Annotated in this window: 14 protein-coding genes; 9 read left to right on the forward strand and 5 right to left on the reverse strand. The window is 74.3% G+C overall.

Annotated features, from left to right (window positions below; genetic code table 11):
• Positions 1-46 precede the first annotated feature (46 nt).
• The 6 genes from ACZ6R6_RS32585 to ACZ6R6_RS32610 all read left to right on the forward strand — a co-directional run bounded on the left by ACZ6R6_RS32585 (position 47) and on the right by ACZ6R6_RS32610 (position 7,394).
• Complete coding sequence (locus ACZ6R6_RS32585; protein ID WP_470099852.1) at positions 47-1,987, forward strand: hypothetical protein; 1,941 nt, start codon at positions 47-49, stop codon at positions 1,985-1,987.
• A gap of 9 nt (positions 1,988-1,996) precedes the next feature.
• Positions 1,997-2,653, forward strand: a complete 657-nt coding sequence (locus tag ACZ6R6_RS32590) for an anticodon-binding protein (RefSeq protein WP_470099854.1) — start codon at positions 1,997-1,999, stop codon at positions 2,651-2,653.
• A gap of 34 nt (positions 2,654-2,687) precedes the next feature.
• A complete protein-coding gene (locus ACZ6R6_RS32595; protein ID WP_470099856.1) occupies positions 2,688-3,500 on the forward strand; it encodes a neutral zinc metallopeptidase in 813 nt (270 codons plus the stop codon).
• Positions 3,501-3,640: 140 nt separating this feature from the next.
• Positions 3,641-5,023: a diaminopimelate decarboxylase gene (lysA, locus tag ACZ6R6_RS32600; RefSeq protein ID WP_470099858.1), complete on the forward strand. Its 1,383-nt coding sequence runs from the start codon at positions 3,641-3,643 to the stop codon at positions 5,021-5,023.
• A gap of 85 nt (positions 5,024-5,108) precedes the next feature.
• Complete coding sequence (locus tag ACZ6R6_RS32605; protein ID WP_470099860.1) at positions 5,109-6,401, forward strand: homoserine dehydrogenase; 1,293 nt, start codon at positions 5,109-5,111, stop codon at positions 6,399-6,401.
• Positions 6,402-6,572: 171 nt separating this feature from the next.
• Positions 6,573-7,394, forward strand: coding sequence for a polysaccharide deacetylase family protein (locus ACZ6R6_RS32610; protein WP_470099861.1), 822 nt, complete (start codon positions 6,573-6,575; stop codon positions 7,392-7,394).
• A gap of 21 nt (positions 7,395-7,415) precedes the next feature.
• Here the strand turns inward: ACZ6R6_RS32610 and ACZ6R6_RS32615 are convergent, their stop codons facing one another.
• Genes ACZ6R6_RS32615 through ACZ6R6_RS32630 form a run of 4 tightly spaced genes read right to left on the reverse strand, consistent with a single transcriptional unit; the run spans position 7,416 to position 13,370 of the window.
• Positions 7,416-9,119 (reverse strand): glycosyltransferase family 2 protein, encoded by a 1,704-nt coding sequence (locus ACZ6R6_RS32615; RefSeq protein WP_470099863.1) that lies wholly within the window; start codon positions 9,117-9,119, stop codon positions 7,416-7,418.
• A complete protein-coding gene (locus ACZ6R6_RS32620; RefSeq protein WP_470099865.1) occupies positions 9,116-11,038 on the reverse strand; it encodes a glycosyltransferase family 2 protein in 1,923 nt (640 codons plus the stop codon). The genes ACZ6R6_RS32615 and ACZ6R6_RS32620 overlap by 4 nt, the downstream gene beginning before the upstream one ends.
• The gene (locus ACZ6R6_RS32625) at positions 11,038-12,900 is read right to left on the reverse strand and encodes a glycosyltransferase family 2 protein (protein WP_470099867.1); all 1,863 of its coding nucleotides are present in this window, start codon (positions 12,898-12,900) and stop codon (positions 11,038-11,040) included. Before ACZ6R6_RS32625 ends, ACZ6R6_RS32620 begins: the two co-directional genes overlap by 1 nt.
• Positions 12,897-13,370, reverse strand: a complete 474-nt coding sequence (locus tag ACZ6R6_RS32630; protein WP_470099869.1) for a hypothetical protein — start codon at positions 13,368-13,370, stop codon at positions 12,897-12,899. Before ACZ6R6_RS32630 ends, ACZ6R6_RS32625 begins: the two co-directional genes overlap by 4 nt.
• Positions 13,371-13,582: 212 nt before the next feature.
• Here ACZ6R6_RS32630 and ACZ6R6_RS32635 point away from each other — a divergent pair, with 212 nt between their 5' ends.
• Together ACZ6R6_RS32635 and ACZ6R6_RS32640 are read left to right on the forward strand one after the other, a co-directional pair.
• Positions 13,583-14,770: a glycosyltransferase family 2 protein gene (locus tag ACZ6R6_RS32635; protein ID WP_470099871.1), complete on the forward strand. Its 1,188-nt coding sequence runs from the start codon at positions 13,583-13,585 to the stop codon at positions 14,768-14,770.
• Positions 14,767-16,485, forward strand: a complete 1,719-nt coding sequence (locus ACZ6R6_RS32640; protein ID WP_470099873.1) for a glycosyltransferase — start codon at positions 14,767-14,769, stop codon at positions 16,483-16,485. Before ACZ6R6_RS32635 ends, ACZ6R6_RS32640 begins: the two co-directional genes overlap by 4 nt.
• Before the next feature lie 98 nt (positions 16,486-16,583).
• On the opposite strand, the gene ACZ6R6_RS32645 is transcribed toward ACZ6R6_RS32640, so the two are convergent.
• Entirely contained in the window at positions 16,584-17,381 is a 798-nt protein-coding gene (locus ACZ6R6_RS32645; RefSeq protein WP_470099875.1) for an SAM-dependent methyltransferase, read from the reverse strand.
• 93 nt (positions 17,382-17,474) lie between these two features.
• Here ACZ6R6_RS32645 and ACZ6R6_RS32650 point away from each other — a divergent pair, with 93 nt between their 5' ends.
• Positions 17,475-18,800: an MFS transporter gene (locus ACZ6R6_RS32650; protein WP_470099877.1), complete on the forward strand. Its 1,326-nt coding sequence runs from the start codon at positions 17,475-17,477 to the stop codon at positions 18,798-18,800.

Below are 18,800 nucleotides of genomic sequence, written 5' to 3' on the forward strand. Positions count from 1 at the left end.
TGACCAAAGGGTATCCTTTCGCCCGGCTCAGGAATCGGAGGACGACGTGGCGGGCGAGCAACTCGAGAGCACACGGTTGGCGTTGCGGGAGGCCGTGGCCGAGGCGGAACGGGCCGCCGAACTGGCCCGGCTGCTCGACGCGGCGCAGGCGAAGATCGCCGAAGCGGAGCGCGCCACGGCGGAGCTGCGCGGGGTCCAGGAGCGCCTGAGCGAGGCCGAGAGACAGCTCGAGGCGGCGCAGGCGGCCGAGGAGAAACTCCGCGGCGACCTGGCCGAGCAGCGCTACCAGGCCGAGGTGGCCAAGTGGAAGCTGTCGTCGGTCCAGGTGGCCCGCTGGTCCCGGATCGGCGACGCGATCAAGACGGGTAAGAGCAACCCGGTGCGGCTGGCGCGGGGACTGCGCGGGGCCGCCAGGCCCGCCCAGCGTCCCGTGGCGCCCAAGCGGCAGCCCGTCGCGCACAGGAGCGCCGACCGGCCGGCCGCGGCCGCCGCCTCCTTCCAGGCCACCACCTCCACCCGGACCGTCGGCGGCACGTCGGTCAAGCTCAAGCCCTTCCGTGTCCCGACCGGCCCGAACACCCGCCCGCACCTGACCGTGGCCGTCGTCGCCGAGCCGCACGCCGAGGCGCTGCTGCGCTACGAGTGGCGGCAGAGCGCCGGCTTCACGCCCAAGGACTTCGCGCGGGTCCTGGCCGCCGAGGTCCCGCACCTGCTGCTGGTCGAGTCGGTCACCCAGGGGCCGTGGGCCGAGGAGCTGAGCGAGCCGGGCGAGGGCCTGCGCGCGCTGCTGGCCTGGTGCGCCGAGCGGGGCATCCGCACGGTCTTCTGGCACACCCAGGGCGACGTCGGCCGCTCGGTGGCCGCCGCGGCGCTGTTCGAGCACATCGTCACCGCGCTGCCGGGCTCCGTGGCGGCGTGGGGCGCCGCGCTGGCGTCGCGGGAGCCGGAGTCCGGCCGCCGGGCGCCCTCGCTGGGACTGCTGCCCTTCGCCGTCCAGCCGCGCGTGCACAATCCGCTGCCGCTGGCCGGTGCCCGGTTCGACCGGGTGCTCACCCTGGAGGAGCTGCTCCCCGGCCACCTGTCGTACCCGGACGTGCTCACCTCCTACCGCTGGCCCAGGGCCGTGGACTGCCCGCCGGGCACGGAGTCCTGGCGGCTGGCCGAGCTGGCCGCCTGCGGCACCCCGATCGTGTCGGACCCCGCCGATCTCCAGGAGGCCCCCGACCCCGGCGCGGACGCCCGCCGGGCCCATGCGGCGCTCCGTCAGGCCTACGCCTCCGGCACGATGACCCGGAAGGTCGACGACCTGCTCGACGCGGTCGGGCTGCCCAGCGCCCGGGCCACCCTGAACATCTCGGTGATCATGATCGACCGGGGCGACCTCGGCCACACCCTGGCCCAGGTCACGCCGCAGCAGGGCGTCGTCCAGCTGGTGCTGCTGTCGGACGCCCCGGACGCCGCCGAGCGGGCCCGCGCGGCGATGCCCGGCGGGGTGGAGGTCGTGGTCCGCCCCAGCGTCCCGGGCCTGGCCACCGGCGGGCAGCTCAACCGCGCCCTCGACCTGTGCCAGGGCGACCTGGTGGCGGTCATGGACGCCAGGGACGCCTACGGCGAGCACTACCTGACCGACCTCGCCCGGGCCTTCCTGTTCACCACCGCCGACATCGTCGGCAAGGCGGCCTTCTACGCCCACCTGCGCGACGTCGGCGCCACGGTGCTGCGTCAGCCGGCCGCCGAATACACCTACCTCCCCGAGGTCGCCGGCGCCACCCTGCTGGCCCGCCGTGCCGTCCTGCGCGGTCTCGGCTTCGCCGACGTCTCCGAGGGCTGGGACGAGGTGCTGATGCGCCAGTGCCGCACCGACGGGGTCAAGGTCTTCTCCGCCGACCGCTTCGGTTACGTCTGCCTCCGCGACCACGACCCCCGGCTCCTCGGCTCGGCCCAGCTCGTCGACTACGGCCCGGCCGCGCCGCACGCCCTGGTCTAGGCTCCAGGCATGACTCCCGGCCGGCTCGGCGAGGTCCTCGGCCTGCCGCCGATCCCGTGGGGGACGTGGGCCGAGGAGGCCCTCTACGTCTCCCCGGCCGCGCTGCGCCACGGGCGGGAGCCCGGGGAGATGGCGGCACGGCTGCGCGCGCTGCCGGGGATCGCCGACGTCCGGGTGCGGGGCGACGGCTTCCTGGAGATCGCGGTGACCGTGCCGGGGGAGCTCGTGGCGGAGATCGGCCCGGCCGCCGCCCCGGCCGGGGGCGCGTCGCCGTGGACCGACTCGCCGAGGACGTGGGGCAACCCCGGGTTCGTCGTGAGATACGCGCACGTGCGGGCGGTCGCCGTACAGCGCTGGGCGGCGGAGCTGGGGGTCGGCGGGCAGTTCCGGCCGGAGCTGCTCGACGGCCGGTGGGACCGGGCGGTGCTCAGGTCGCTGGCCGAGGTGCACGGCAGGCGGGTGAGCCGGGACCCCGGCTGGGCGGCCTACGCCGAGCAGCTCGCCCTGGCCTACCACGACGCCTTCGAGCGGGCTCCGGCGCTGCCCGCGGGCGACGAGGAGCCGTCGGCCCGGCACGCCGCCCGAGTACGGCAGGCCCGGGCCGTGCGGGACGTGCTGGCCGAGGCACTGGCGGCGCTGGGCGAGACGGCGCCCGACATGCTGTGATAAACCCTCCAGGAACAGATCTTGGGAGGGACGGGTGAACGGTCCGCGGGACTGGCCGGCGGGCGGCCCGCGGCGCCGCGGCGCGATCCGGCGGACGCTGCCGGCCGCGCTCGCCTTCACGATCATCCTCGGCGGGCTCGCCTATCTCGGCGGCGACCTCCAGGCGCTGATCGGGACCGCGCCGGGCTCGCCCCGCTCGGCCGCGGCCACGCACCGCCTCTACGAGAAGAGCGGCCCGGTCGACGGCCGCTGCGACACGCTGCCCCCGGACCTCGACGCCGACGTCGGCAGGACGCTGAAGGCGCTCTCGCGGTGCCTGGACCGCATGTGGGCCGCCACGCTCGCCGAGGCCGGCCTCGACTACGCGCGCCCCGGCGAGGTACGGCTGGTCGACCGTCCGCGGAAGGCGGCGTGCGGGACCGGCGACCACGGCTGGGCCGGGATCTACTGTCCCGAGGGACGCGTGGTCAACGTGCTGGTCGAGGAGGGCCGGGCCTTCCCGATGATGTTCACCCTCGCGCACGAGTACGCCCACCATGTCCAGGAGATCAGCGGCATCGCCGACCGGCGGGGGTCGGAGGTCTTCGACGAGGCGTGGTCCCGGCGTCTCGAACTGCAGGCCGACTGCCTGGCCGCGGCGGCGCTGCGGACCGTCGGGCCGATCCTGCTGCGCGAGCAGCGACGGGGGCTGGCACGGGGCGGCGACGCGGCGGACGGGCGGCAGGAGGAGTCCCGGGAGTCGCACGGCTCGGGCGCGAGCAGCGCCGCGTGGATGCTGCGCGGGCAGAAGGAGGGCACGGTGCGGGCGTGCAACACCTGGAGCGCTCCTGCGGATCAGGTCTCCTAGCGGCTAGATCGCCACAAAACGTAAAAATATGTGGCCTAAGTTATTAATGGCACTAAAAATTTGCGTCTTTCCGGTCGATCGTGTCTCGCCAGATGGGCACTCGTCCCACGGGGATCACCGCGTCCGATAGCCTCGATCGGGTGAGTCGATTCGCCCACCCCGCCGGTGACCGGCACGCCGAAGTGCTGCCCGAGGAGCGCCCTCCGCACGCACCTGCCGACCTGAACACGCTCGACCCGACGATCTGGCCGCGAACGTCGAGCCGCGTCGACGGCTCGGTCACGATCGGCGGCGCGGATGTCAGGGATCTGGTCAGGGAGCACGGCAGCCCCCTCTACGTGGTGGACGAGGAAGACTTCCGCTCCCGGTGCCGCGACTACCGCGAGGCGTTCGCCGGCGGCGAGGTCCACTACGCCGGCAAGGCGTTCCTGTGCCGCGAGGTCGCCCGCTGGGTCATGCAGGAGGGCCTCGGCCTCGACGTGTGCAGCGCGGGCGAGCTCGCCGTCGCGCTGAGCGTCGGATTCCCGCCCGAGCGGATCACGATGCACGGCAACAACAAGTCCCCCGCCGAGCTGGAGAAGGCCGTCGAGACCGGGGTCGGGCACATCGTGGCCGACTCCTTCGAGGAGATCGCCCGGCTGGGCTTCCTCGCCGACAAGCACGGCAGGCGCCCCCAGGTCATGATCCGGGTGACCGTGGGCGTGGAGGCGCACACCCACGAGTTCATCGCCACCGCCCACGACGACCAGAAGTTCGGCTTCTCGCTGAGCAGCGGCGCCGCCGCCGAGGCGGCCCGGCGCATCCTCGCCCTGCCCCAGCTCGAACTCGTCGGCCTGCACTCCCACATCGGTTCCCAGATCACCGACACCGCCGGTTTCGAGGTGGCCGCGCGCCGCCTGGCCACCCTGCTGGTGCAGATCAAGCAGGAGCACGGCGTCGTCCTGCCCGAGCTCGACCTCGGCGGCGGCTACGGCATCCCCTACGTCGAGGGCGACACCGCGCCCGACGTCAAGGAGATCGCCGACAGCCTGCGGGAGATCGTCACCAAGGTGGCCGAGAGCGCGGGCCTGCCGGTGCCCAGGCTCACCGTCGAGCCGGGCCGCTCCATCGCCGGGCGCGCGGGCGCGACCCTCTACGAGGTCGGCACGGTCAAGGACGTCGAGGGGCTGCGGACCTACGTCAGCGTCGACGGCGGCATGAGCGACAACATCCGCACCGCCCTCTACGGCGCGGACTACACCGCGCGCCTGGCCTCCCGTGAGAGCGCCGCCGAGCCGATGCTCTCGCGCCTGGTCGGCAAGCACTGCGAGAGCGGCGACATGGTGGTCCGTGACCTGTGGCTGCCCCGGGACCTGGCTCCCGGCGACCTGATCGCCGTCGCGGGCACCGGCGCCTACTGCCGCTCGCTCGCCAACAACTACAACTACCTCCCCAAGCCCGCCGTGGTCGCGGTGAAGGACGGCGTGTCCCGCGTGATCGTCCGCCGGGAGACCGAGGACGACCTGCTGAGAGGACAGCTTTGAAACGACCCGAAGCGGCGGGCCGCCCGGTGGGCCGCGCGGCCGAGCAAGCCATGCGTGAAGTGAACGAGAAGGGGAGTGCGGGCAGATGGCACTGAAAGTCGCTCTCCTCGGATGCGGTGTCGTCGGCTCCCAGGTGATCCGGCTGATGCACGAGCAGGCCGACGACCTCGCCGCGCGCGTCGGGGCCCCGCTGGAGCTCGCCGGCGTCGCCGTGCGGCGGCTGGGCCGCAAGCGCGACGCCGACGTGGACCCGGCCCTGCTCACCACCGACGCCGAAGCGCTCGTCACCCGCGACGACGTCGACATCGTCGTCGAGGTGATCGGCGGCATCGAACCCGCCAGGGCCCTCATCCTGGCCGCCATGAACAGCGGCAAGTCGGTCGTCACCGCCAACAAGGCGCTGCTGGCCGAGGACGGCGCGACCATCCACGCCGCGGCCCGGGCCAACGGCGCCGACCTCTACTTCGAGGCGGCCGTCGCGGGCGCGATCCCACTGATCCGGCCGCTGCGCGAGTCGCTGGCCGGCGACCACGTGCACCGCGTGCTCGGCATCGTCAACGGCACCACCAACTACATCCTCGACAAGATGGACTCCAGCGGCGCGTCGTTCTCCGACGCGTTGGAGGAGGCCCAGACCCTGGGATACGCCGAGGCCGACCCCACGGCCGACGTGGAGGGCTTCGACGCCGCCGCCAAGGCCGCGATCCTCGCCGGGATCGCCTTCCACAGCCGCGTCACGGCCGCCGACGTGCACCGCGAGGGCATCACCGAGATCACCGCCACCGACGTGGCCAGTGCCAAGGCGATGGGCTACGTCATCAAGCTGCTGGCGATCTGCGCCCGCTCCGACGACGGCCGCTCCATCGGCGTCCGGGTCCACCCGGCGATGATCCCCCGGACGCACCCGCTGGCCGGGGTCCGGGAGGCCTACAACGCGGTCTTCGTGGAGGCCCGCTCCGCCGGGCAGCTCATGTTCTACGGCGCGGGCGCCGGCGGCGCCCCGACGGCGAGCGCGGTGCTGGGCGACATCGTGGCCGTGGCCCGCAACCTGCTGGCCGGCACGCGGGGCCCGGAGGAGTCCACCTACGCCGAGCTGACCGTGCACCCGATGGGCGAGACCGTCACGCGCTACCACGTCTCCCTGGACGTCGCCGACAAGCCGGGCGTGCTCGCCCGCGTCGCCGACATGTTCGCCAAGCAGGACGTGTCCATCCAGACCGTCCGCCAGGAGGGGCACGGCGACGACGCCCAGCTCGTCCTGGTCACGCACCGGGCCAGTGACGCGGCGCTGTCGGCCACCATCGAGGGCCTGCGTGAGATGGACATCGTCCGCGACGTGGTGAGCGTCATGCGGGTCGAGGGCGAGGACGCCCCCTAGAGGGCTCGCCGGCCGAGGACGCCCCCGGCGAGGGGGCGGCCTCCGGCCCCGGCCCGCCCGCGTGTCCCGGGCGGCGTCGGTGAGTGTTCGGTAACGACTGGTCCGGCGGACCCCGCGGGCTTGTAGGGTGCTTCTCTCTGCCCTGGCCCGTCACCGGAAGGACCGCCCACCGTGAAGATCGTTCGTTGGGCGGGGGCACCGGCGGCCGTCCTGGCCGTCCTGACGGCCCTGACGGCCCTGGCGCCGCTCGCCCGGGCCGACAGCGGCGCCGGGCGCCCGGCCAAGGTCACGACGGTCGTCTCGCTCACCTTCGACGACGGGGACGTCACCCACACGGCGGCGGCCCGCATGCTGGAGCGACGGGGCATGCGAGGAACGTTCTACGTCAACACCGAGACCATCGGGGGCGACGCCAAGCTGGACCGCCGCGCCCTCGCCGCCATCGCCAGGGCGGGGCACGAGATCGGCGGCCACACGCTGACCCACATCCGGCTCACCCAGCTGACCCGGAGCGAGCAGCGCACGCAGATCTGCGACGACCGCAGGACGCTGATCGCCTGGGGCTACCGGCCCACCACCCTGGCCTACCCGTTCGGCTCGGTCGACTCCGACGCCAAGGCGGTGGCCAGGCAGTGCGGTTACGACGCGGCCCGCGGGGTGGGCGGGCTCAAGCAGTGGGGCTGCCCCGGCTGCCCGGCCGGTGAGGAGCCGCGTCCCAGGGACCGCTACGAGATCCGCACGCCGGGCTCGGTCCGCGAGGACACGCTGCTGCGGCAGATGCGGCAGCAGGTCCTCAACGCCGAGAAGACCGGTGGCGGGCTCGTCCCCCTGGTGTTCCACCGGGTCTGCGCCGGCTGCGGCGTCTACTCGGTCTCCCCCGAGACCCTGGACGACTTCCTCGGCTGGCTGGCGGGCCGTAAGGCCCACGGCACGGTCGTCAGGACCATGCACGACGCCGTCGGCGCCCGCTACCGGCCCATGCCCCGCGACTAGCCCGCCCGGTCCGCGCAGTGGCTACCGGGCGCCCTCCACGAGCCCGCGGAGGCGGCGGGCGGCGCGGCCGAGGAGCGAGCGTTTCTGTGCCTGGCGCAGCGCGACGGCCTCCAGCCGGCGCTGCTCGGCCTTCTCCTTCCACCTCGCGGTGTCGCGGGTGCCCTTGGCCGCCGAGGCGCGCAGCTCCTTCAGCTCGGCCTTGAGCGCCGCGACCTGCCGCTGGGCGCGCTCGGCCTCCCGCCTGCGCGACTCGGCCTCCGCGCGCCAGCGCACGGCCTCCCGGTTGCGGTCCGAGGCCCAGTGGGGGTAGGCCCGCGCCGCCGGCCGCAGTCGCCATGACTCGGCGTCCAGCCAGGTGGCGCCGTACAGGTCGGCGATCACGTCGTCCAGGGACTCGCCGTCGCGGACGACGCGCAGCGCCCGCGCGACGGCGGAGGTCCGCTCCAGGCGGGCGGCCACGACGCCCGACGCGTCCTCCTCCAGCGCCACGAGCAGCAGGCCCTCGTCGTCCTTGTCGGCCTGTCCGACCAGCATGGCCAGCGACTCCGCCCCGGGCACCCACCCGGCCGGGCAGGTGAGGCGGAACGGCGCGGGGAAGGAGGTCGCGGGGGCCCGCTCGGCGAACGAGACGCGGCCCTCGTGGGCGTACTGCGCGCGCAGCAGCCGCAGATCGAGCAGCGGGTCGTCCAGCGGCGCCCGGCGCCCGGCGGTCAGCGACGCCCACGGGCCGGTCAGGGTGACGTGCACGTCGGGCAGGGTGCTGGCCAGCGCCCCGTCCACGCTCGCCCGGACGTCCTCGAAGGAGGCGTCCCGGGCGTCCACCACGACGTCGACGTAGGGGACCAGCCACTGGCGCCCCGCGTCGGTGCGCAGGTTGCGACGGTAGGGCACGCGGTCGGCGATGAAGGGGTCGTTGTGCCGTCTGACCTCACCGGCCCTGCGCATCGCCGTCGTCGTGCCCAGGTGCCAGCCGAGCGCCTCGGTGTCCGGGACGAACACCGCGCCCGTCTGGGTGAGCCGGTAGCCGAGTTCGGTGTCCTCACCGAGGGTCAGGGAGGTGTCCAGACCCCCGGCGGCCTTCAGCAGGGCCGCCGGCAGCGAGACCGTCGCGCCGACGTGGACGCGGTGCAGCAGCGGGCTGGGCGCGTCGCGGAAGCCACGGTGGGCGGTGACGAGCTCGTCGATCCAGCCGTGCCCGTGGTCGGGGTCCGGCTCGAAGAGGGTGTCGGCCCTGTCCTTGGCGACGGCGATCTGGACCTCGGCCGCGGTGGGCGGCGTGCCCGCCACGGCGGTGAAGCGCAGCGTCCCCAGCACCACCAGGTAGTCGGCCAGGTGGTGCCAGCGCATGTGCGCCTCCACGTGGTCGCGGTAGGAGACGATGTCGGCGTCCATCCGGTGGATCACCTCGCCGCCGGCGGCCGCCGTACCGGCCTCCAGCGCCGAGGCGATGCCCCAGCGGCCCTCGGGCACCCGCAGGAGCCTGGTGTTGTCCGGGACGAGCTCGGGCAGCCGCAGCGGCGGCGCGCTGCCGTCGTCCACGACGATCACTTCGAGCAGGTGCGAGGGGTAGGTCTGGGCGGCGAGGGCGGCCAGCGTGAGGTCGAGCTTGTCCTGCTGCGCCCTGGCGGGGATCACCACGCTCACCGGCAGCCGCGGCTCCCACGTCCCGGGGGCGGGCGGGCCGAGCACCCCGTAGTCGTTGCCCGGGATCCGCGGCGCGCTCACACCTCCTCCGCGGGCAGTTCCATGAGCGCGCTGGGCCGGAAGCCGCGCCACTGGCGTTTGTTGCGCCGCAGGAACGTGCCGATCGGCTCGCGCCAGGTGTGGTTGGCGACGTTGCCGCGCCGCAGGATGTAGCCCAGGCCCTGGGTGCGGTAGATCTGCCCGCCGGCGGCCTGCACGGCGTGCTGGAACTGGGCGTCGATCGTGCCCGGCAGCGTACGGAAGCCGCCCACGGCCTCGAAGGCGGAGCGTTCGGCGAAGATGGTCCCTCCGGCGATGAAGTTGGTGATCTGCTCGGTCACCTGATCGCGGTGGACGGTCACCCCGATCGCCGCCAGATAGACGAACTCCGGGACCATGCCCACGACGTCGGCTCCCGAGTAGGAATGGGCCAGCAGCAGGTCGGAGACGAAGTCGGGCCCGTACCAGTCGTCGTCGTCCATCTTCAGCAGGAACGAGCCCGAGGCCCTGGCCGCGGCCTCGTTCAGCACGGCTCCGAAGACGGTCTCCCGGCCGGCCTCGAACACGGTGATCGGCTGCTCGTAGGAGGCCAGCGCCCCCGCCACGTCGGGGTGCCCGGCGGGGATCCCGTGCAGGGCGAGGATCACCTCGAACTCGGCGCCGCGCTGCCTGGCCATCTGCTCCAGCGCGAAGCGCACCATCTCCGGCCGGCGGGTGGCCAGCAGCACCGAGGTCAGCGGCGCGGGCGCGGTGGGGGCGCCCAGCTGCTCCCAGCGGGTGCGGACGCCGTGGGTGCGCAGCGCCTCGCGGCGGAGCCGGATGCTGTGCTCCTCCCGCTCCAGGTCGTCCTTGAGAGCGGCCTCGTCGGCCGAGGTGATCAGCCTGGTCAGCTCGGGGCCCAGGGCGCCCGCCCAGCGGGGCACGGTGTCGCAGACCAGCGGCACCCCGGCCGCGGCCAGTCCGGTGACGACCCGGAGCGCGGCCACCGGGCCGCTGTGGCTGCGCCGCCAGTCCACGCGCACCCCCCTGACCTGCCTGATCCGGCTGACGTCCACGTCGGTGACGCAGCCGGAGGCGCCGAAGGCGGTGAGCGTGCGGCCCTCGCAGATGACCGACCAGCGGCCGGACTCCACCGACAGCTCGGCCATGCCGAGCGCCGGCACCGTGATGAAGCCCATGGGGTTGACCGAGCGGTCGTCGACCGGCGGGATGGCCCGGGGCTCGGACAGGTCCCCGAGGTCGCTCTCCAGGACCCTGGCCCCGCCGGGGCGGCCGATCCGCTCCCAGCTCATCAGCTCGGCGACCGGGCGGTCCACCGGGGTCTCGTCGCCGGACCAGGGCGGCGGATCCTGGCCGGTGGTGCGCAGGACCAGGTCGCCGCCGCGGGCGCCGAACCGGTCGGGGACCGGGCCGGTCACGCCGGCCGGGGCCGCGTTGGGGTCGCCGGGCCGCCAGTGCGCCGCGCCGGGGCCCGCCAGGCCCGCCACGGGCGCCGCGACGGCGTCCATCCGGTGTCCGGCGAACGCCCTGGCGGTCGCGGCGAGCGTACGGCCGGCAGGCGTGGGCTTGGAGAAGCCCGCCTCCACCACCCACGCGGGCCGCCTGGGCTGGTGCACGCGCAGCTCGGTCAGCGACCGCCAGCGGTGGGCGGGCGTGGGGGACAGCACCGGCGCGGTGTACCAGTGGGGCGTCTCCTCCACGGCGACGACGACCCGCGTGGCCATGGGCAGCAGGGACTGCAGGGTCGCGGCCCTGCGCAGGTCGGTCGGCGTCCGGGCGAGCACCAGGATCTCGGCGGCGCCCTCCTCGGCCCGCGGGGCGCCACCGAGGTCGCCGTCGAGGTCGATCGGCCCGTACGGCTCCAGTCCGTCGAGCGTCTCGAAGCCCGCGCAGTAGACGAGGACGCGCCGCCTGCCGTTGCGCTCGCCCGCGGCGCGGACGAGATCGGTCAGAAGAGACATCAGCCGGCCTTCCCCTGCCGCATGGCCGTCGCGATGATCTCTCGCAGGGGACCGCGCTGCGGGCCGTCCTCCAACTGCCTGAGCTCGGCCCGCAGGCGCTCGGTCTCGGCGCGGAGGCCGGCCACCTCGCCCTCCAGGCGTTCCGCCTCGCGTTTCCAGCGGGCCGCGCCGGCCCGCCACTTGGCGGGATCGCCGCCGAGGGGCTCCGCCTCGCCGGCGGTCGTGACGCCGAAATCGTCGGCGCTCACCCAGAACGAGCCGAACAGCTCGTGCACCAGGCCGTCGAGGTCGTCGGGGCCGTCGGCGGCGCCGACCAGCGCGGCTCTGGCGAAGGCGGCGGTGCGCTCCAGTCTGACCGCCCTGACCTCGGTCTCCGTCCCGTCCGTCCCGTCCGTCCCGTCCGGCTCGTCCGCCCCGTCTGGCTCGCCTGCTCCGTCGAGCACCGCGCTCAGCAGGCCGTACCCCTCGTCCTCGGCGAGCTTCAGCAGCTCGGTCAGGCTGTCGGCGCCGAGCGCCCACCCGGCGGGGAGGGTGAGGCGGAAGGGCGCGGGCGCGGAGCTGCGGGGCGTCTCCTCGGTGAAGGAGACACGCGGCTCGTGGGCGTAGAGGTTGCGTACCAGCCGCATGTCGAGCAGCGGCTCGTCCAGGGAGGAGCGGCGCCCGTGGGGGAGCGCGGCCCACGGCCCGACCACGGTGACGGCGGCGTCGACGAGAGTGCCCGCCAGCGCGGAGTCCACGCTCGTCCGGACGTCCTCGTAGGAGGCGCCGCGGGTGTCGACGACGACGTGCACGTACGGCACCAGCCAGTTCCTGCGCGGGTGGGTGCGCAGCCAGCGCAGGTCGGGGATGAGATCGGGCAGGACCGACCAGTTGTGCCGGTGCACCTCCCGCTCGCGGAGCATGACGGTGGACGGGCCGAGATGCCAGCCGCGCGCCTGGGGATCGGGGATGAAGACCGCGCCCGCCTGGGCGAGACGGAAGCCGAGGTCGGTGTCCTCGCCCATGTTCAGCGCGGTGTTCACCCCGCCGACCGAGCGCAGGAGCGCCACGGGGACCGAGGTGGTGGCCCCCGAGTGCAGGCGGTGGGCCGCGGCGCCCGCGTCCCGCAGCCACCTGGTCTCCTCCAGCAGGTCCGCCCGCCACGCGTGCGGAGCCGCCCCCTCGAACAGCTCCCCGGCGTCCCCGGCCGTCACGGCGGCGAAGACCTCCCGGGCGTGGGGGGCGGCGCCCTCGGGGGTGAAGCGGACGTCGCCGAGCACCACGGCGTAGGAGGCGAGGTGGTGCCAGCGCATGTGCGCCTCGACGTGCTCCCGGTCGAGGATCATGTCGGAGTCGACCCAGTGCAGGACGTCGCCGGCCGCCGCGGCCGCGCCGGTCTGGCGGGCCCAGCCGCGTCCCCAGCGGCCCTCGGGCACCCGGACGAGCCGGGTGCCGGCCGGGGCGAGCGCGGGGATCCGCAGCGGCGGGTCGCTGCCGTCGTCGGCGACGATCACCTCCATCAGGTGCGCCGGGTAGCTCTGCGCGGCCAGCCCGGCGAGCGTGCGGTCCAGGGCCTCCTGGCAGTCGTGCGCCGGGATCACCACGCTCACCCTGAGGCGGGGCTCCCATCCGCCCGGGGCGGGGGGCCGCAGCGGCCCGTAGTCGTTGTGCCTGATCCTGGCGGCCGGGACGACGGTCCGGCCGTCCGGGAGGGGCGCGGACGGGGCGTGGTGCGGGAGGGGTGCGGTCCGGCCGTCCGGGAGGGGGGCGGACGACGGGGCGTGGTGCGGGAGGGGCGCGGGCGGGGCGTCGTCCGGGAGAGGTGCGGAGGGGGTGTGGTGCGGGAGGGGGGATCCGGGACCGGTGCGGCCGGCCCCACTCATGCCGCTCCCTCTGGCCGGCCCTGTCCGGTCCTGGCCTCCACGGCGGCCAGGCGTGGCAGCAGCTCGTGGACCATCTCCTCCACCTCCGTGCGCTGGGGCATGGCGGCCAGCCGGTCCTCGCCGAGGGAGACCAGGATCGCCTGCAGATCCTCGTCGCGCCTGTGCCCGTGCTCCCTGAGCAGCTCGACCATCTCCGCGAGCCGCCGGTCCAGCCGTTCCGTGGCGGCCTTGACCTGGGCCAGCTCCGCTTCGTAGCGCTTGGCCCGGTTGTCGATGCGCAGGGCCTTGCCGTCGACCCTGCGGACGGTCGCGACCGCGAGGACCTGGGCGGCGAGCACCGCCGCGATCGCGCCGAGCACGACGGCCGCCGTCACCGAGATGGCGTCGACGGCCACGAGCAGGGCCAGCCCGACCAGCACCAGCGAGCCGGCGATCGCTGCCAGAAGCGTCAGTTTTCGGGGCGTGGGCATCCGCGCGTACCTTTCCTACCGCTCTGTCTGTTGCTTGTCATTTGGGGGAGGTAATTGAGGCTAACCCCTTCTCAAGTGCAAATATGTCGGTAAATGGAAAATTAAGAGGTTTTCGTGACCTGTGTGACTGCTGTGAGTCATTGTCAGTGAGCGGCCATATCAAGTCCGGAGTGCAGCGAGAAGTGATCTTCCGGCCTCGCTATCCTTCGCTGGTGCCCGCCCAGTCGACCTCCCCCTCCTCGGCTCCCGCACCTCCCGCTCCTTCCTCTTCACCGCCCTCCTCGCCCCCCCTCGCCGCCGCCTCCCCGCCCCTCCCCGCGACCCCCGCCGGTTTCCTGCGGTCGGCGGCGGAGGGGACGGCCGAGCTGTCATGGTCCGGTCAGGGATGGACGGCCGCCGGCGAGCCGCTCGGTGACCGGCCGGATGCCGCCGAGGTCGCCCGCCTCAGACCCCTGCGCGGCCTGACCGTCCGGTGGCCCCCCTGCGAGGTCCCGGCCGGCGCGGTCACCGGCCTGGCCGCCGCGGGGGTGCCGATGCACGCCGCCGCCTCGCCGGCCTGGGTGGACCCCGGGCTGGCCCGGCTGCTCGCGGACTGGACGCCGGAGGAGGACCGCGGCGGGGTGCGCTCGGTGACCGCCCTGCGCAGGGAGGAGCACAGCGTGCGGCTGCGCCGCCACGGCCTGCGGGAGCGGGGCGAGAGCGCCACCCCGAAGGTCAGCGTGGTGATGTCCAGCATGCGCCCGCACCTGCTGGGCTCCGCGCTCGCCCAGATCGCCCGGCAGCGGCGGGTCGAGGTCGAGGTGCTGCTGGCCCTGCACGGCGTCCCCGCCGCCCACGGGGCGGTACGGCGGGCGCTGGGGGAGTCCGGCCTGCCGATCACCGTGATCGAGGCGGACGCGGCGACCCCGTTCGGGGAGGTGCTCGGCCTGGCCGCCGCCAGGGCGAGCGGGGAGTATGTCGCCAAGTGGGACGACGACGACTGGTACGGCCCCGAACACCTGGCCGACCTTCTCCTCGCGAGGTCCTACTCCGGCGCCGACATCGTCGGTTCCGCGGCCGAGTTCTTCTACCTGGAGCCGCTGAAGACCACCGTCCGCCGCACCGACTACACCAGCGAGATCTGGTCCGATCACGTGGCCGGCGGCACGATCCTGCTCGACCGGGCCGGATACACCGAGCTGGGCGGCTTCCCCGCCCTGCCCCGCGGGGTGGACGCCGGGTTCCTCAAGGCCGCCCACGCCGCGGGGGCGCGCATCTACCGCACCCACGGCCTCGGCTACGTGCTGCGGCGTTCGCTGAGCGCCGAGCACACCTGGCGGCTCTCGCTCGCCCACTTCCTGCACGTCGCGACGTACCAGTGGCGTGGCTTCCGCCCGAGCCTGATCCTGGAAACGCCATGACAGCGCGGATCACCGGTAACGACTACCGGAGCCTCACCCCGCCCGAGCTCGGCGCGTGGACGCCGTCGATGCGGGTCAGCGTCGTCGTGCCCGCCTACGGCGACCAGGACAAGCTCGACCTGGCGCTCGCCGGGCTGGCCGGGCAGACCTACCCCGCCGGCCTGACCGAGGTCATCGTGGTGGACAACGGCAGCGAGCCGCCGCTGCGCCTGCCCGAGCTGAGGCCCGCCGGCACCCGGCTCGTCGTCTGCCCCACCCCCGGACGGGCCCACGCCCGCAACGCCGGGCTCCGCGCCGCCACCGGTGAGGTGATCCACTGGCTCGACTCCGACGTGGTCCTGGACCGCCGCTCGATCGAGGCGCACATGCGCTGGCACCACGCGGCCCCCTACCTCGTGGTGACCGGCCGGCTGCGTTTCACCCCGGCCGAGCTGCCCGCCCCCGAGGCGGTGGCCGCCGCCGGCGACCTGGCCGAGCTGTTCGAACCGGCCGAGCCGCACGCCTGGCTGGTGGACCTGGTCGAGCGGACCGACGGTCTCACCGCCAACCCGCACCGGGCCTTCAGCCTGCACGTGGGCGGGGCCACCTCGGTCAACGCCGCGCTGCTCGCGCAGGCCGGGCCGATGGACACCGAGCTCATCCTCGGCCAGGACACCGAGATGGGCTACCGGCTCGCCCAGGCGGGCGCGGTCTTCGTGCCCGAGCCGCTGGCCCGCGCCTTCCACCTGGGTCCCACCATGCGGATGCGCGACAAGGCGTCGATCGACCGGGTCAGCCACGCGTTCGTCGCCGACCGGATCCCGGCCTACCGCTGGCTCCGCTCCCACCCGGCCCGGCAGTGGAAGGTGCCCTACCTGGAGGTGGTCGTCGAGCCCGCCGGCCGGGCGGGCGGCGCGGCGGACGGGCCCGCGTACCGCTATGACGAGGTCCGCGCCACCGTGGACGCCGTCCTCGCCGGGACCCTGTCCGACGTCGTGGTCACCGTCACCGGCCCCTGGGACCGCGTCCGGGCCGAGGGCCGCGCGCCGCTGAGGAACCCGGACCTGGACCTGGCGCTGATCCTCGGCCACTACGCCCACGAGGGCCGGGTGCGCTTCGCCCTCGACTCCCCCCGGGGGGTGCGGATGGCCGCGCCGTACCCGGCGCACGGCGGGGAGGGGCCGGAGGAGGGGGCGGCCCCGCCGTACCGGCTGCGGCTGCCCGCCGGCTGGGTCCCCGGCGAGGACAGCCTCGCGCGCCTGCTCGACCTGGCCGTGGAGGAGGGATACGGCCTGGTCTCGGTGCTGCTGGCCGAGGACTCCGGCGAGGGGGTCGTCGCGGCCAGGCTGGAGCGCACCGCCGCGTTCGCCCGGGCCGCGGTCGTCCGGCGGCAGGACGAGGACCTCGACGACGCGGTGGAGGACACCTTCGGGGTGCTCTGGGTGGACGGCGAGGCCCACGGGTTCGGGCCCGAGGCCCGGCCGCTCACCGGCCGCCGCGGCGCCTACCGGGCCAGGGAGGAGGCGCAGGCCGAGATCACCCGTCTCACCAAGGAGAACGAGCGGCTGCGCACCCAGGTGACCAGGTGGCGCGAGGAGGCGGGCCGCTGGCGCAGGAACACGGTGGAGCTGCGGCGTGAGGTCGGCGGGCTGCGCAGGGAACTGGCCGCCGCCCGGAAGATCGTCCAGTACGGCCTGCTCTCGTCCGTCAAGCGGGCTATCACCCGCCGCCGCTGACGGCTCCGGCCGGGCGGGCGGTCACCGGCCGACGGCGAGGGCTCCGGCCGGGGCGCGGTCCGCCCGGCGCGAGCGGTCCGCGCCCGCCGGGCGGGTGGTCACCTGTCCCCGGTGACCACGCCGACCCCGCCGAGGAAGTAGGACCCGATGCCCTTGTAGGGCACCACGGCGCCGGGGTCCGGGCGCCACTCGGGGAGGTTGACGATCCCGGGCTCGACCACGTCGAGGCCGTCGAACAGGCGGGTGATCTCCTTGCCCGTCCGGGGGACGAAGGGCGAGGACGCCCGGTCGTACACCCTGGTGACCCCTTCGGCCGCCTCCGGCCTGGCGTCGACCGCGACGTGGGAGAGGATCAGGTGACTGCCGGGCGCCATGGCGCGGCGGAAGGTGGCGATGATGCCCGCGGGGTCGTCCTCGTCGGGGACGAAATGCATGATCGCCAGCATGAGCACCGCCACCGGCTGGTCGAAGTCGATCGCCGCGCGGACGTCCGGGTGTTCCAGGATCTCACCGGGGTGGCGCACGTCCCCCTGGACGATGGTCACGTTTTCGTTCTTGCCGAGGATCGCCCTGCCGTGGACCAGGACGGTCGGGTCGATGTCGACGTAGACGACCCGGGCGCCCGTGGCGACCTGGTGCACGTTGTTCTGGGTGGGCAGCCCGGCGCCGATGTCGAGGAACTGGCGGATGCCCGAGCGCGCGACGAAGTCGACGGCGCGGCCGAGGAAGGCGCGGTTGGACCGGGCGCTGTGGCGGATCTCGGGGACGACGCCGAGGACCTTCTCGGCGGCCTCCCGGTCGGCCGGGAAGTTGTCCTTGCCGCCGAGGTAGTAGTCGTACATACGTGCGACATTCGGAATATGCGTCTGAATACCCGTAGGTATCTGGTCGGTCACGTGCCGCTCCCCGGTGGGATATTTCCGGAATTATCGTGATCATATATAGAAGAGGCGCTGGAGAACCGGCCCCGGAGCTGACAAGATCGCGCCATGGCCCCCTCCTCCCCGCGCCGCGTCCTGGGCCTGCAGCTCGCCGACGGCATCGGCCGCGGCAACATGTGGGCCTGCCTGTCCATGTCGTTCGTCGCGACCATGGTCATCTCCTTCCTGCCGGCGGCGCAGCCGTACATCCTGGGCGGCGTCCTGGGTGTCGCGGAGGGCGACCAGGGCAAGGCCGTCGGCCTGCTCGGCGTCGCCGCCGAGATCGCGATGATCGCCAGCCTGGCCTGGTACGGCGCGCTGGCCGACCGGTTCGGCCGCCGGCCCGTCGTGGTGGCCGGGTTCGTGCTGTGCGCGCTGGGCGCCGCGCTGTTCCCGTTCGCCGGGAACACGGCCGTGCTCGTCGCGCTGCGGGTGGTCTTCGCCCTCGGTGTGGCCGCGCTCAGCGGGATGCTGTCGACGGTGGCCGTCGACTACGTCCGCGACGGTTCCCGGGGCAAGGCCTACGGCCTGGTCGGCCTGTTCAGCGGCCTGGGCGCGATGGTCGCGGTGCTCGCCCTGGTCCGGCTGCCCAAGATCTTCGAGGACCGGGGGATGGCCCCGGTCGACGCCGCCCGCGTCTCGTTCCTGATCATCGCCGCGGCCGTCCTCGCCGTCGCCGGGCTGATGTGGTTCACCCTGTCCACCGTCCGGGTCGGCGCGGCCGCCGAGCGCGTCCCGCTGACCCGGCTGGTCAGGGAGGGCGTCGCGCTCGCCCGGGACCCCGGCGTGGCGCTGTCCTACGCGGCGGCGTTCGTCGCCCGCGCCGACCTCGCCGTCGTGGCGGGCTTCATGTCCCTGTGGGTGATCGACTACGCCACCGGCGAGCGCGGCATGTCGGCGGCCGAGGCGCTGGCCCGCGGCGGGGCCGTGGTCGGCATCGCCCAGACCGTGGCCATGGTCGCCGCGCCGCTGTTCGGCTGGCTGGGCGACCGGATGCGGCGCCAGGACGTGCTCATCCTCGCCCAGGCCGTCGCGGCGGTGTCCTACCTGTCCACGCTGCTGATCAGCGACCCGCTCGGCTCCGGCATGATGCTGGTGGCCGTGCTCGTCGGCCTGGGAGAGATCGCCGCGATCACCACCGCCGGCCCGCTGCTGGCCCAGCAGGCCCCCGCCGCCGTGCGCGGCTCCGCCTACGGGGTGCAGACGCTGTGCGGGGCCGTCGGCATCCTCGTGGTCTCCGGCCTCGGCGGTCTGCTCTACGACACCTGGCGGCCCGCCGCCCCGTTCGTGATATCCGGCCTGTCCGGCCTGCTCGTCGTGGCCTTCGGGCTCATGGTGCGGCGGCGCGTGAGGCCCCTGCCCGAGGAGAGCGAGAGCCTGGTCGGGGCCGGCTGA

Source organism: Streptosporangium sp. NPDC048886, assembly GCF_055586905.1.

Bases quoted from the DNA above. Each gene is read 5' to 3' on its own strand.
- ACZ6R6_RS32590 (WP_470099854.1), top strand. From the start codon at position 1,997: ATGACTCCCGGCCGGCTCGGCGAGGTCCTCGGCCTGCCGCCGATCCCG.
- ACZ6R6_RS32605 (WP_470099860.1), top strand. From the start codon at position 5,109: ATGGCACTGAAAGTCGCTCTCCTCGGATGCGGTGTCGTCGGCTCCCAG.
- ACZ6R6_RS32620 (WP_470099865.1), bottom strand. From the start codon at position 11,038: ATGTCTCTTCTGACCGATCTCGTCCGCGCCGCGGGCGAGCGCAACGGC.
- ACZ6R6_RS32625 (WP_470099867.1), bottom strand. From the start codon at position 12,900: ATGAGTGGGGCCGGCCGCACCGGTCCCGGATCCCCCCTCCCGCACCAC.
- ACZ6R6_RS32630 (WP_470099869.1), bottom strand. From the start codon at position 13,370: ATGCCCACGCCCCGAAAACTGACGCTTCTGGCAGCGATCGCCGGCTCG.
- ACZ6R6_RS32640 (WP_470099873.1), top strand. From the start codon at position 14,767: ATGACAGCGCGGATCACCGGTAACGACTACCGGAGCCTCACCCCGCCC.
- ACZ6R6_RS32650 (WP_470099877.1), top strand. From the start codon at position 17,475: ATGGCCCCCTCCTCCCCGCGCCGCGTCCTGGGCCTGCAGCTCGCCGAC.